This is a genomic window from Streptomyces sp. NPDC029674, from assembly GCF_044903205.1.
Lineage (GTDB): Bacteria > Actinomycetota > Actinomycetes > Streptomycetales > Streptomycetaceae > Streptomyces.
The window spans coordinates 108,499-122,559 of the sequence record NZ_JBJDPY010000020.1; the positions used below are offsets into that span (position 1 = coordinate 108,499).

Annotated in this window: 8 protein-coding genes; 4 read left to right on the forward strand and 4 right to left on the reverse strand. The window is 75.6% G+C overall.

Translation table 11 applies throughout. The features are described from left to right. Nucleotides 1-376 precede the first annotated feature (376 nt). The gene (locus tag ACI2L3_RS34530) at nt 377-772 is read right to left on the reverse strand and encodes an acyl carrier protein (RefSeq protein ID WP_404756368.1); all 396 of its coding nucleotides are present in this window, start codon (nt 770-772) and stop codon (nt 377-379) included. Between the two features lie 243 nt (nt 773-1,015). On the opposite strand from ACI2L3_RS34530, the gene ACI2L3_RS34535 reads away from it, so the two are divergent. Beyond that, nucleotides 1,016-2,002 carry an AIR synthase-related protein gene (locus tag ACI2L3_RS34535; RefSeq protein ID WP_404756369.1) on the forward strand — a complete coding sequence of 329 codons (987 nt, stop codon included), beginning with the start codon at nt 1,016-1,018 and terminating at the stop codon, nt 2,000-2,002. Nucleotides 2,003-3,596: 1,594 nt separating this feature from the next. On the opposite strand, the gene ACI2L3_RS34540 is transcribed toward ACI2L3_RS34535, so the two are convergent. Continuing rightward, nucleotides 3,597-3,758 carry a hypothetical protein gene (locus tag ACI2L3_RS34540; protein WP_404756370.1) on the reverse strand — a complete coding sequence of 54 codons (162 nt, stop codon included), beginning with the start codon at nt 3,756-3,758 and terminating at the stop codon, nt 3,597-3,599. Nucleotides 3,759-3,944: 186 nt separating this feature from the next. On the opposite strand from ACI2L3_RS34540, the gene ACI2L3_RS34545 reads away from it, so the two are divergent. Continuing rightward, a complete protein-coding gene (locus ACI2L3_RS34545; RefSeq protein WP_404756371.1) occupies nt 3,945-4,952 on the forward strand; it encodes a LuxR C-terminal-related transcriptional regulator in 1,008 nt (335 codons plus the stop codon). Nucleotides 4,953-5,356: 404 nt separating this feature from the next. Next, nucleotides 5,357-6,286 (forward strand): AfsA-related hotdog domain-containing protein, encoded by a 930-nt coding sequence (locus tag ACI2L3_RS34550; RefSeq protein ID WP_404756372.1) that lies wholly within the window; start codon nt 5,357-5,359, stop codon nt 6,284-6,286. Nucleotides 6,287-6,337: 51 nt separating this feature from the next. Here the strand turns inward: ACI2L3_RS34550 and ACI2L3_RS34555 are convergent, their stop codons facing one another. Continuing rightward, a complete protein-coding gene (locus ACI2L3_RS34555; protein ID WP_404756373.1) occupies nt 6,338-7,675 on the reverse strand; it encodes a hypothetical protein in 1,338 nt (445 codons plus the stop codon). A 498-nt stretch (nt 7,676-8,173) separates the two neighbouring features. Here ACI2L3_RS34555 and ACI2L3_RS34560 point away from each other — a divergent pair, with 498 nt between their 5' ends. Further along, the gene (locus ACI2L3_RS34560; RefSeq protein WP_404756374.1) at nt 8,174-11,767 is read left to right on the forward strand and encodes a BTAD domain-containing putative transcriptional regulator; all 3,594 of its coding nucleotides are present in this window, start codon (nt 8,174-8,176) and stop codon (nt 11,765-11,767) included. Nucleotides 11,768-11,773: 6 nt separating this feature from the next. Here the strand turns inward: ACI2L3_RS34560 and ACI2L3_RS34565 are convergent. Next, nucleotides 11,774-14,061: LuxR C-terminal-related transcriptional regulator (locus ACI2L3_RS34565; RefSeq protein ID WP_404756375.1), on the reverse strand; the 2,288-nt coding region annotated here is incomplete at its 5' end.

The window sequence follows — 14,061 nt, forward strand, 5'->3', positions numbered from 1 at the left end:
GCCCGGCGCGGTGTACGCCGAGGCCCGGGTCCCGGCGTGGTGTGCGCCGGGGCCGGGGTCCCGGCGCGGTGTGCGCCCGGAAGCTACGGACCGTGACTTAAGCGGCCCTGAAGTCGCCGCCCGCCTGCCGCCCGCCTGCTGCCCGCCTCCGCTCCGCCGCTGCCCGCACAGTACGCCCGGGGACCTGCCCACCGTGCGAAACCACCACCCTCCGAAGCCCGCCCGCCTGCCGCCCGCCTGCCACCCCGCCACTGCCCGCACCGCACACCCGGGGCCCCGCCCACCGTGCGAAACAGCCGCCTCAGAAACCACCGTTCGCTCCACCGCTGCCCGCACCGTGCACCCGGGGCCTTACCCTCCGCGCGAAACAGCCGCCTCAGCCCGCTCCTTGGGTGCCGGGCCGGGCGGCCGGGGGCGGCAGGGATGCCCGTACGGGCACGGGGTGCGGCCGGCCGGCGGGCCGCGGCTCCCGCGCGGGGAGTGACTGTGCGTGGAGGCCGTCGGCCGCCGCCCGGCACGGCACGAGGTGCGCGACGATGGCGCTGACCGTGGGGTGGTCCCACACCAGGGTCGGCGCGACGATCAGGTCCTTCTCCTCCTCCAGGTCCCCGCACAGGCTCAGCGCCCACACCGAGTCCATGCCGTACTGGGCGAGCGGCGTGTCATGGTCGATGGCGCTCTGCGGACGGGCCAGATAGACGGCGAGCCGCGCCGTGAGCCAGCCGCGCAACTCCGTGGCGTACGCCGCCTGTCCAGCGGTACGAGTCGTCATGTCCAGGGCTCCTCGGACAGGCTGCCGGGGGGGGTGGGGCCCGGCCAGATTCGACGGGAGCACTAAAGCGTCACTTGTGGTCGGCGGTCGCGCCCCCTCTCCTCTCCCACTCCTCCCCCGCCCTCCCTCTCCCTCCCCCTCCCCCGGGGGATCGGCCGGGGACTCCCCTGTCCGGGCCACAATCACCCCAACCCCGCCGCAGGGCAGCTGCCATGCCCGTCCGCTTCCCCTAGGAAGGGACGGATGACCGCACAGGTGGCTCTCTCGCACGACCAGGAGGGCGCGGCGGGTGGCCTGCGTTCCCTGCTGCGCGACGCGCTCGGCGACGTATCGGGCCCGTGTCCGCCGCTGCCGGCGAACGGCGGCCTGCCGATGCTGGTGTCAAGGACCTGCGTCGTGGACCCGCCCTTCTACGGTGACGGCGACATCGGCTGCGCCGCGGTGTGCGGCACGGTCAACGAGCTGGCGGCGGCCGGCGCGGTGCCGCTGGGCCTGTCGCTGTCGGCGGTCGTCGAGGCGGGCCTCGCGCTGCGCCAGGTGCGGCGGGTGGCCGACTCCGTGCGCCGGGCGGTGCGCGCGGCCGGTGTGGTCGTCCTCGATGTCGATGCGCGGGTGGTGCGGGCGGGCGAGGCCGACCAGATCTACCTGCACACCACGGGGCTGGGCCACCGCCCGCCCGGGGCGCCCGCGCCGCGTGCCGCGCCCGGCGACCGCCTCGTGCTCAGCGCCCCGCTCGGCGGTTTCGGCGCCCATGTCCTGTCGGTGCGGGGCGGGTTGGGCTACGAGAGTGTGATCCCGGGTGGCTGCGTCCCGCTGACCGGGCTGCTCGCGCGGGCCCGCGAGGCGGTGCCGCAGGGGGCGTTGCGGGCCGTGCGCGCGGTGGGGCGCGGCGGGCTCGCGGCCGTACTGCGGGCGTACGCCGCCGAGACGGGCCACGGGCTGCGGGTGGACGAGGCGGCGCTGCCGGTGCGGTACGAGACGCGGATCGCCCTGGAGGTCCTCGGCGTGGACCCGGTGCACGCGGCGACCGCGGGCTGCGCACTGTTCGTGGTCGCCGCCGGGGCCGTCGACCCGCTGCTGACCGCGGTACGCGCCGACCCGTGCGGGCGGGCGGCCGCCGTGGTCGGCGAGGTGACGCGGACGGGCGCCGCCCCCGTCGCCCTGGCGTCCGCCACGGGATTGGCGGCACCGCTGCGGGCGGAACGGGAGCCACCGGTACGGCCGGCCTGAGCCACCTGCGACGCCGGCCTCGGATGGGGGTTAGGGCTGCGGCTCCGGTTGCGGCTGTGACCGTGACCTCGGTCGGAGCCGGCGCTGTGGCCTCGGTGCGGGAGCCACCAGTGCGGCCGGCCTGAGCCACCTGCGACGCCGGCCTCGGACGGAGGTTAGAGCTGCGGCTTCGGTTGCGGCTGTGCCCGTGACCTCGGTCGGAGCTGGGGCTGTGGCCTTGGTTGGGGTTGCGGCCTCGGCTGTGACTGTGGCTTCGGTTGTGCTGTGGGTGTGGCCTCGGTCGGGGCTGCGGACGTGGCCCCGGCTGAGGTGGGGGCCGTGCCTCGGCTGGGCTGGGGCTGCGGCCTCGGTCAGGGCTGCGGACGTGGCCCCGGCTGAGGTGGGGGCAGCGCCTCGGTCGGGGGTGTGGCCGTAGCCGTGCCCGCCCGTGTCTGTATCCGTGGCCGTGCCGTTGCCCATGACTGTGCCCGTGTGCCTGTTCCCATGACTGTGCCCAAGTCCGCGGCCCATGCCCGTAGCCGCGCCTGTGCCCCTGCCAGTGGTGACCATGCCCCGTAGCCGCCTGTGGCCGTGGCCGCGCCTGTGGCCGTTGCCCGTGTGCCTCTGCCCATGACTGTGGCCAGGTCCGCGGACCATGCCCGTAGCCGCGCCTGTCCCCATGGCTGGGCTTGTGGGCTTGGCCAAGCCCGTAGCCCGTAGCCCGTACCCCATGGCCCGTAGCCGTGACTGTGGCTGTGGCTGTGGCTGTGGCTGTGGCTGTGGGCAGGCTCGTTGCCCGTAGCCATGCCTGTGGCTGAGCGTGAGGGCAGGCCCGTGGCTACGACCACGTGTTCCAGCCACCCGAGGCAGGTCCCCCTCCCCCGGCGCGCCGGCCCGGATGGCCGGTTCGCACGGATGGCGGCAGCCTCAACGGGCCCTGACCGGCGGCAGTTCGGCGCCCCGCAGCGCCCGGCCTGGGCGGGCGCGGCCGGTGCGGGGTCCCGCACGGCCGGGCGGGATGCGCCGCGTCCGCCGCGCCAAGCCCCGCGAGGGGCGGCCGGAATGGCGGGACGCGAAGGCAGACGGCAGACGGCAGAGGTGGCAGTACGCAGCGAAGCCCCTGGTCATGCCGGACGCGGCGGACCCCTCACCATCCGGCGAAGCACGCGAGGCGGAAAGCCATCCGGAATACGATTCCGGCACCCCGAGCAGAAGAAGTCGACCGCCGCCAACTGCCCCTCCCCGACACCGGTACCGGCACCGCACCGAGCATTCCGCCGCCCGGCCGCACCGCGAGTTCATGAAGAACTCCCCATTCCGCTAAGGGAATACCGCCCGCCCTCTCAAGCCCCGCCCTTGCCCACGCATTCGCACCGGGCGCTGCACACCCCACTGCACACCGCACTGGAGAACCAGCGGATTATGGCCAGATTCCTTCTGGCACAGGCGCAGGCGATGGCCATGGCGCAGGTCAGGGAAAAGGGAAAAGGCCCGGGCCGCCGAGCCGGGCCCTCGGCGGCATCCCGGCGCGGCAGCGCAAAAAAAGGGGGGCGGGCCACCGCATGCCGCGGTGCCCCGCCCGCCTCGCTCACGTGCGCGTCACATCATTCCCGGCTCAGCCCCAGCCGTCGTCCTCGGGCCCGGCCGCCTGCGCCGTCCCCTGCGACGCCGCCACCGTGACGCCGCCACCGGGCGCGGTGTCGCCCCGCGCGGCCCCCGCCGCCGGCACCCCCCATACGCCGATGGCAACGATCGCCCCAACAACCTCTCTCCGCATGCCGGAAATCCTCATGACTATCCCCCAGTCGGTGTTGAGTTGTTCGGCGCACAGTCTGCACACTCCGGCAAAGTCCGGCTATGAGTCGGCCAGTGGCGTAAAGTTGCATGGCAACTAATTCTCTTTCCATCGGGGGATGTTGCAGCGATGTCTGAAAGTTCCCCTTCTGGCCCACGTTTTGATGAATTGGATGAGCGGGCCATCGCGGCCTACCGTGCCGCCGTCCAGGCAGGCAAGTACGCCCCGCAGGACATCGCGGCGACGCTGGGGATGACGGAGGAGGAAGCCGCCCGGATCGCGCGGACGCTGCTGGGCCTGCGGCTGCTGCACCCGGTGCCCGGTGACCGGGACACGCTGGCCCCGGCCAGTCCGGATGCCGCCGCCGCGGACCTGGTCGGCCCCGCCGAACAGCGGATCAGGGACCTGCAGCAGTCCGTCTCCAGCACCCGCAACAGCCTGCTCTCGCTGCTGCCCGTGTACTTCGAGAGCCGCCGCAGCCGCAACCGCATGGAGGCCTTCGACGTCATCACCAACATCAGCGTCCTGGAAGTCATGATCGAGGACTTCGGGGCGCGCTGCCAGACGCAGGCCCTGACCGTCCAGCCCGGCGGCCCGCGCCCCCCGCACCTGCTCGACGGCGCCCTGCGGCGCACCATGGAGCGGCTGGCGCGCGGCATCCGGGTCGAGCACCTGTACCAGCACACCGTGCGCAGCGATCCGGCCACGACGGCCTACATCCGCGAGGTGAGCGCGGCCGGTGCCGAGGTGCGCACCACGGACCAGCTGATCGACCGGATGATCATCTACGACCGGGAGATCGTGTTCCTGCCCGAGCAGGGCGAGCTGGACCGCCGCCCGGGCGCGATCGTCGTACGCGAAGCCACCCTGGTGGCCTTCCTGTGCAAGCTCTACGACCAGCAGTGGGCCAGAGGCACGGTGTTCGAACCGGACGCGGAGGACACCACCGCCATCACCGACGACGTGAAGCGGTCCATCATCAAGCTGATGGCCCAGGGCTACAAGGACGAGATGGTGGCCCGCCGGCTGGGCATGTCGGTACGCACCTGCCGCCGCCACATCGCCGAGATCATGGACGACCTGGACGCCACCAGCCGCTTCCAGGCCGGGGTGAACGTCGCCCTGTCCGGCACGCTGGACGAGGCGGCCGGCCCCTCGCGCCCCGCCGAACCCTAGGAGCCCCGGCGCCACAGGGCACCGCGGGACGCCGCGGGGCCCCGAACGGGGCCTGGGTGAGGGCCGGGACTTGCTGACGTACAGCTTGCTGCCACCTGATCTTCCTGGCCCTGCCCGGTCCCGGGCGCGACGCTGACGCCAGGGCGCCGGGCCCCCGCGCGAGCCGGGGGGGGTGTGCCACGGGGCGGGGCGGGTGGCGCGGGGTGGCGCCAAGAGGGGGGGCGGAACGCGTGAGTGTTGACGGCCCATCACCGACCGACCGACGGCCTGCCCCACCGACCACCCCACGCCCTACCGCCCCACAGACCGTCCCACAGACCGTCCCACCGCCCACCCCGCAAGCCACTCCCCGGATCCTCCCGCTGGCCGGCCCGCCGGGGGTGGGCGGCGGCACGCGCCGCCTCGTGCACCGGGCCCGCTCGTGGGATCCGCCGGAGCAGGCCGACGCCGCGGGCCCGGTGCACGAGGAGTTCGTACTCACCGGCGAACTCCCGCACCACGCCCACCCCCTGTTCGGCGACGGACCACACCGTTTCCACGACCTGCAGGCGGGCGCCGAGGCCGTCCGCGAGATCGGCGAGTTCCTCGGCCAGAGCCTGTTCCGGATACCGGCCGACCGCACCGGCATCTTCTACCGCTTCACCCTCACGACCCCCGACATCTCCACCTGGCGCGCCGAGGCGGGCCGCACCGCGCTGCTGACCACGCGCATACGGGTGCGTCCGGACAAGGTCATCGACGGGGTGCCCCGCGCCCTGGAGTTCCGCACCGACCTGCGCATCGACGACGTGCCGTGCGGGACGGGCACGGCGAACGTGGTCTTCCTGCCCCCGGTGGTGTACCGCAACCACCTGGCGCACAGCCGCACGTCGGCGCAGCCCGGCCCGCCGGGAAGCGCCAAGCCCCGAACGGCGGTGGTGGATCCGGCCGAGGTGGGGCGTACCCGGCCGGGCAACGTCCTGGTGCACGGCCCGTCCCCGCTCGCCCACGGCCGGCTGTCCGTCGGGGTGTCCGTCCCCGCGGCCTGGCCGCTGCCCGCGACCACCGCGCACGGCCATGTGCCCGCCACCGTCCAGCTGGAAGCGCTGCGCCAGACGGCGCTGCTCTGCACGGGCCGCACCCACCGCCTCGCTCCCGAACGGTGCACGCTCTCCCGCCTGGAGGTGCACTTCCGCGGTTACGTCGAGCCCGGCACGGAACTGCGCTGCGCGGCGGTGGCCGGCCCCTGCGCGCGAGACGCCCGGGGACGCAGGCAGTCACCGGTCACCCTGACCCTGACCCAGGCGGGCCGGGCGGTCCTGGAGGCGGTCGCCACGGTGACCGAGGACTTCTGACACCGCCCGCCCGCCTCGCCCCCCGGTCCTTACGGGGCGGGTCGACCGGGTTCAGTCCGAGGGTGAGGCGGGCGGGGCGGGGGCGGCCGGGGTGGGGGTGGTTGGGCCGGGAGTGGTCGGGGTGGTGAACCAGTCGTCCTGGAGGAGTCGTTCGACGTGCCGTGCCGGTTCGGTGTCCAGGGGGGCGACGGCGGTGTCGGGCGGATGGGTGCGGGCGGCCGGGGTGCGTTCGGTTGCGTGGGCGTCGATCAGGACCGGGCTGCTCGCGTCGATCCCCAGTCGCTCGGCGATCGCGCGCATGTCGGCGTCCTTGGGCCGCCGGTGGGTGTTGGTCCCGGTGAGGGCGTCGTTCTCGCGTGGCAGGGCGTAGACGGGCGGCGGTTGGTTCCCGTCGGTGCGGGCGAGCAGGGCGCCCCGGGCCGCCAGTTGCCTGATGGCTGCGTGCAGCGCGGCATGGGGGCCGCCGGGCCGGCCGGGGCGCGCCTCGGCGCCGCCGTCCGGCGCCCCGGCCCGCAAGGGGTCGTCGAGGCCGAGGGCCAGGCGCTTCTTCGTCGGGCCGCTGCGGGCGCGCAGCAGGTGGCCGACCTCGCGTGCGTACGCGGCGAGCAGCGCGTCGCTGAAGGGCGCGCCGGTGGCGTCCGGTCCGGTGTCACGGGCCGGGCCGGTCTCGGCGACGAGCGGGTCCAGGTCGACCGCGGCGATGCCGGGGTGGGCGGCGGCGAGCCGCAGCAGCTCGGCGTTGAAGTCCCGCCACAGCGCGCAGAGTTGGGTGCGCGGGCGCTCACCGACGAGCTGGTGGGTGTGGGTGCGCAGCAGGGGCAGCGTGTTCAGGACGAGGGTGCCCTGTCCGCGCCCCGCGTGGGCGACGGCCATCGCCCGCAGCCGGCCGGCGAGCCGTGCGCAGGCCAGTTCGGCGTCGGCGACGTCCCAGGGCACGGCCAGCTCGTCGAAGACGGCGCCGGCGTCCAGGACGCACAGCGTCATGTCCGCCCGTACGTGGACCAGTTGGCCGTACGGGTCGGTCAGGTCGCGCAGGTAGGCGCCCTGTTCGCCGGTGACCAGGCGCAGCGGCAGGCCGTGCCGGGCCAGTTCGGCGGTGAGCGGGGCGGTCAGCCGCGCGGTGGGGGCGTGGCCGGTGAGGACGACGGTGACCAGTGGTGTGGCCGGGTGGTGGCCGCGTACCTCGGCGGCATCCACCTCCGCCAGGATCCGGCCGCAGGCCAGCAGTTCATCGAGGACCGCGGCCCGGTCGCGGCCTCCGGGGCCGGGGTCGGTGACCTGTGCGAGCAGCGGTGCCACCTCGGGCCAGCAGGCGGCCAGCCGGCCGTCCTCGCGCAGGGTGCGCAGCCGCTGCAGGGGTGAGGACCGGCGGGGCGGCGGTGTGTTCATGGGCCGGTGTCTCCTTCGGGGAACTCTCCTCGGAGCGGGGTGGGGCGGAGCGGGGTGAGGTGGGGTGGGGTGGGGTGGGGCTGTCGCGGGGTCCTCCCTGCCTCGGGCCGCCGCTCCACGTCGGCTGCCGCCGTGCCGCACCTCGTGGCCGCGCTGGTCGACATCGGCTCGGCCCCCTCGGGGCGTTCGGGCGTACGGAGCGTTCGGGCGTTCGGGGCCGCGTTGGGGTGACGGCGGGCAAGGAGGCAGGCCCGTGGTGACGTTCCGCACCCTGCCCAGCACGGCTAAAGCGGGCCTTGTGGTGGCTTTGTACGCCGCCCGGGGGCAGGGGGCGAGGCCGGGCGGACAGGGGTCGGGGCGTCCGCTGCCGGGGGGCCCGGTCCGCCTAGCGTGGGCCCTCGCCGTACGCCCGGCCCGGCAGGGCCGGAACCCGCCGCGTCGAGCCTGGCCGGGCAGGGCCGGGTGGCGCGCGGCAGCCGAGGGGGCCGGGGGGGGCGGATGCGATTCAGGGTGCTGGGACCGCTGGAGGTGCGCTCCGCGCGGGATGCCCAGCGGGTGACGCCCCGCGCCGCCAAGATCCGCAGCGTGCTGGCGACGCTCCTCGTACGGTCCAACGAGGTGGTGTCGGTGGACAGCCTCGTCGACGAACTGTGGGGCCGGCGGCCGCCGCGCACCGCGCTGACGACGCTGCAGGTCTACATCTCGCAACTGCGCAAGCTGCTGCGGGAGGTGGCACCGGAGTTCGGCCGGGAGGCGCTGGTGACCCGCGCTCCCGGCTATCTGCTGCAGGTGGGCCCCGCCCAGCTGGACCTCGTCCTCTTCGAGGAGCTGCACCGCGGCGGCCGGCAGGCGATGGAGCGGGGCGAGCACGCGGCCGCCGCCGACCTCCAGCGCCGGGCCCTTGAACTGTGGCGCGGCCCGCTGCTGTCGGACACCCGGCACGGCAGTCTGCTCAGCACCACGGCCGTACGCATGGACGAGGTGCGCATCGCGGCGCTGGAGCAGCGGGTGCGGGCGGAGCTGGTGCTGGGCCGCCACAAGGAACTGGTGGGTGAGCTGCAGGCGCTGGCCGCCGAGTTGCCGCTGCACGAGGAGTTCCACGCCCACCTCATGGTGGCGCTGTACCGGGCGGGGCGGCAGGCGGACGCGCTGCACACGTACAGCAGGCTGCGCCACACCCTGGTCGAGGAGCTGGCCATCGAGCCCGGAGTGCGGCTGCGGCGGCTGCAGCGGCGCGTGCTGGCCGGGGACCGCGCCCTGCTGCACCCGGGCGCGCCGGGCCGGCCGCTCCCCGAACTGCCACGGCTCCCGTCCCCCGCTCCTCCCCCACCCCCCGCCACCCCCGCCCTCCTGCTCGCCGCACCGGCGGGCGGGCTGCCCGATGCCGATCCGCTGTTCACCGGGCGGGAGCGGGAACTCGCACGACTCGCGGCGTGGCTGCGCCGGCCGGCCGGCGGCTGTGTGCAGATCACCGGCCCCGCCGGGGCGGGCAAGACCGCGCTCGCCGTGGCCGCCGCCCACCGGGTGCGTGCGGCGTTTCCCGACGGGTGCGTGCGGGTGCGGTTGTGCGACGGCGATGGCCGGCCGCTGGACGCCACACAGTCCCTGCTCCAGATCCTGCGCACCTGCGGCGCCCCCGGCGACCCGGCCCCGCGCTCTTCCGACGAACTGCACACCGCGCTGCGCCAGTTGACGTCGTCCCACCGTCGCATCCTCCTGCTCCTGGACGACATCACCGACGCCACCCAACTGCGGCCACTGCTCCCGCTGCTGCCCCCGGCCGAGGGATGCGCGATCCTGCTCACCTGCCGCGCCCCCCTGCCCGGCCTCGGCGGCCACACGCTCCCCCTCGACGCGCTCACCCCACAGGACGCCCGGCAACTCCTGACATCCCTCTCCGGCCACACGTACGCCGCACGGGCTCCCTATGACACCGCCCTCACCACCGTCAGCACGATGGACGGCCACGCCGACCTGCCGGTCGAGGGGGGCGCCCCGGCCGACGGCCGGGAGGAACTGGCCGACGCCTGGGACGACATGGCCGCCGGCAGGGGCGAATCGGTCGACGGCCGAGACCGGCCAGCCGACGGGACCGGCGGAAGAGCCAACGGCTGGGCCGAACCACCCACCGGCCAGGGCGCACCGATCGGCGGCCGGCACGAACCAATCGACAGCTGGGGCCAACCGGCCGGTGATCCACCCGGAGCAGTCGGCGGCCGGAGCGAACCGGCCGACGGACCGGACGGCACAGCCGACAGCCGGGGACGGCTGGACGACGGACCGGGCGACGCAGTCAATGGCTGGGGCCCGCTGGCCGGTGGCCCACCCACAACAGCCGACGACTGGAGCGAACCGGCCGACGGGCCGGGCGACACAGCCGACGGCCCGGGCCGACGGGACGACGGACCAGGCGACACGGCCGACGACTGGAGGGAACCGGTCGACGGGCCGGCCAGCACAGCCGACGACTGGGGTCGACTGGCCGACGGACCGGCCAGCACAGTCGGCGGCTGGGGCCCGCTGGCCAGTGGCCCACCCACAACAGCCGACGGCCGGAGCGAACCCGCCGATGGGCCGGCCAGCACAGCCGACGACTGGGGTCGACTGGCCGACGGGCCGGCCAGCACAGTCGGCGGCTGGGGCCCGCTGGCCAGTGGCCCACCCACAACAGCCGGCGACTGGAGCGAACCGGCCGATGGGGCGGGCGACACAGCCGACGGCCTGGGCCGACGGGACGACGGACCAGGCGGCACAGCCGACAGCTGGGGGCGGCTGGACGACGGACCAGCCAGCACAGCCGCCGGCTCAAGCGGACCGGACGACGGACCGGCCGGCGCGGCCGACGGCTGGGGGCTGTTGGCCGAGTGGTGCGGGTGGTTTCCCGGTCCGTTGCGTGCTGTCGCCGGGCACCTGGCCGCGCACCCCCACCACTCCCCCGCCCGCCTCGCCGCCCGGCTGCGGCGAGAACGTACCCGGCTGGCCGAGCTGCGGGCGCTGGATGAGGAGTGCTACCGGCAGCTGTGCCGGGTGTACGACTCGGCGCCCGAGGCCGACCGGCGTGCGGCCCGGCTGTTGAGCCTGCTGCCCGGCGGGCCCCTCGACCCCCGGGCCGCCGCCACCGCGCTCGGCATCCCGCCCCAGGACGCCGGGCGTGTGCTGAACTCCCTCGTCGGGGCAGGGTTGTTGGGGCGCCAACCGGACGACCGTCACCCTCACGGCCATGACCATGGCTATGGGGGCGGCTATCGCTTTCCTGTCCTTGTCCGGCTCCTTGCCGCCGAGCGGCGGGCCGCCGAGGAGCCGGCCGTGTCCGTGCACGCGGCCCTCGCCCGGCTGTGTGCCGCCGCCTGCCGGGAACTGACCGCGCGGCAGTGCGCCCGCGCCGGCGACGGCCTGTCGCCGCTGGACTGGTTCGTTCGCCGGCAGGGCGCCCTGGTCACCCTGGTCGCTCAGGCCCACGCGGCGGGGCTGTGGGGGCAGACCGCCCGGCTGGCCGAGGCCATGACCGCCTTCGTGGAGGTGTCGGCCGCCTGGCAGGCCTGGGAGCACACCCACACCCTGGCCCTGGACGCCGCCGGGCACTTGGGCGACCGGGCGACGACGGTACGGCTGCTGCGCTCGCTGGGCGATCTGGCCTGGCAGCGCCACCGCCCGGACGCCGCCCGCGACTTCTACCAGCGCGCCCTGGACATCACCGGCACCGGCACCGGCGGTGCCGGTGAGCGCGGGCGCATCCTGGCCGGGCTGGCGGACCTGCACCTGGAGGCGGGCGCCACCGACCTCGCCGCCCGCCTGGTCCTGCCCACCCTGACGCAGGCGCCCGAGGACACCCGCGGCTGTTACGAGGCCCGCCGTGTCCTGGCCCTGCACGCGCTGGAGACGGGGGGCGGCGCCGCGGCCCGCCCGCACTTCCGGCAGTGCCTGACGCTCGCGGGCGTCCTGGGCGACCACCGCCTGGAGGCGTACGCGCGGCGCTGGCTGGACCGGCTGCGCGACGACGACCGCGCGCCCCGCCCCGGCTGGACCGAGATCCGTCCCGGCGTCTGGTACACCCGCACCCCGCCCCACGGGCAGCAGCCTCCCGCGGCGTAGGCGGAGTTACTCCAGGTCCAGGTCCAGGTCCAGGGGGAGCTCGCTGCGGCGGCTGACGCCCAGCTTGCGGTAGATCTTGGTCAGGTGTTGCTCGATGGTGCTGGTGGTGACGTACAGCTTCGCCGAGATCTCCCGGTTGGTGTAGCCGAACGCGGCGAGCACCGCCACCCGGTGCTCGGGGCCGGTCAGGCGTGCGGCGGCCTGCGCGGCCGTCGCTTCGGTGCCCCGGCTCCGTGCCTGCTCGGTGCCGGTGCGGCCCGGCAGGATGCGTTCGCACAGGGCCTGTGCCCCGCAGTCGGCCGCCAGGTGCCAGGCCCGGCGCGCGAGGACCCCGGCCCGGTTTCCCTCCCCGGCCAGTTGCAGGGCGGCGGCCAGGTCGGCCAGGGTGCGGGCGTGCTCCAGCCGGTCGCCGCAGCGCCGTACCTCCTCCAGGGCGCGCGAGAGCAGCCGGGGCCGTTCGGCGGCCGGGGCGAGGGCGGCGCGCAGCCGCAGCGCGGTGCCGTACGCGCGAGGGGTGCGGCCGGCGGGCAGCGCGCACTGGCCGGCGATGAGCGCCCGGGCCCGTTCGTGCTCGCCCAGGGCCAGCAGGGCGCGGGCGGCGTCGGTGCGCCAGGGCAGGTGCCGCGGGTCGTCCAGGGACCAGCGCCGGGCGAGCCGGCCGGCGTCGAGGAACTCGGTGAGGGCGGCGGTGAATTGACGGGTGGCCAGGTAGTAGTGGCCGCGGGCGCGCAGGTGGTCCAGGGCGTACACGGTGGTGAACAGATCGTCGGGCACCGGCAGTTCCAGGCGCCGGGCCGCCTCGTCGTACTGGCCCTTGGCCGTGTACGCGGTGATCTCGACGGCCACGAGGGCGGACAGGAGGAGCCCGCCGCGGTCCTCCACGGCGGCGCCGGCCGCGGCCGCCGCGTGCTGGGCCCCCGTCAGGTCGCCCAGGCGCAGCAGAGCTTGCGCGTGCGGCAGGCCGAGGGCGGCGAACCAGCCCGGTGCGCGGCCGCGGTCCGCCTCGGCCTGCAGCTTCTGGCACCACACGACGGCCCGCTCGCCCAGGTCGGCGTGCACGAGGGTGCGGATCTCCCGCAGGACGAGGTCGAACGTGCCGTGCGTCAGCGGGGTGTCCTTGAGGATCTGTTCGGCGCCCGTTCCGTCCTGGCCGGCGGGCGGGGCGGACGGCCACAGGGCGGCGGCGGCCGCGCGCACCACGCCGGCGACGGCATCGGTGTCGGTGTCGGTGTCATCACCGGCATCGGCGGTTGCGCGCGGGGCGCCGGCGCGTACGGGTCCAGGGCCGGGTTCGGGTTCAGGTTGAGATCGAGGTTGAGGTTGAGGGTTGGGGGCGGGGGTGTCCAGGGCGGTGGCGTCGGGTGGCGCGAGCAGGCCGCGCAGCGGGGCGTCGCCGCTGTCGCCCGCCACCCGCCGGCGGGCGGCGTGTGCGAGGGCTTTCCCCGCCTGCTCGACGCGCCCCTGGGTGAGCAGCGTGCGGGCGAGCAGCGCGGCGTCGCCGTATCCCAACTCGCCCCGCTCCAGGGCCTGGAGGGGCTCGACGAGCTGCCGCTCGGCCGCGGCGGGGTCGGTGCGGCGCAGGAGGTGGGCCAGCCGCAGGGCCAGGGGCCACCGGTCGGCGCCGGCCGCGCCGAGGCGCTGGGCCAGGCGCAGGCAGTCGACAGCCGCGGCACTGTCGTCCTCCAGGAGCGCCTGCCGGGCAGCTTCCAGAAGTACGGGCAGCGCCCACTGTTCGGCGGCCGCCTGCGGGCCGGCTGGGGCGGGGATGGAGGCGAGGGCAGGGGCGGAAGCGGGGGCCGGGGCGGGGGCGGAGGTGGAGGCCGCGGTGGAAGCGGGGACGGAGACGGAAGCGGGAGCCGGGGCGGAAGCGGGAACAGGGGCAGGGGCAGGGGCAGAAGCGGGAGCCGGGGCGGAAGCGGAGACCGAGGTGGAAGCGGGGGCGAAGACGGAAGCGGGAGCGGAGACGGAAGCAGGGGCAGGGGCGGAAGCGAGGTCGGGGGCGGAAGCGGGGGCGGAAGCGGGGGCGGGGACGGAAGCGGAGGCCGAGATGGAAGCGAGGGCCGAGGCGGAAGCGAGGGCAGGGGCGGGAGCGAGGGCGGATGTGGAGGTCGAGGCGGAAGCGGGGGCAGGGACGAGAGCGGAGACGGAAGCGGGAGCCGGGGCGGAAGCGGAAGCGGAGACGGGGGCGGAGACCGAGGCGGGAGCCGGGGCGGAAGCGGAAGCGGAGACGGGGGCGGAGACCGAGGCGGGAGCCGGGGCGGAAGCGGAAGCGGAGACGGGGGCGGAGACCGAGG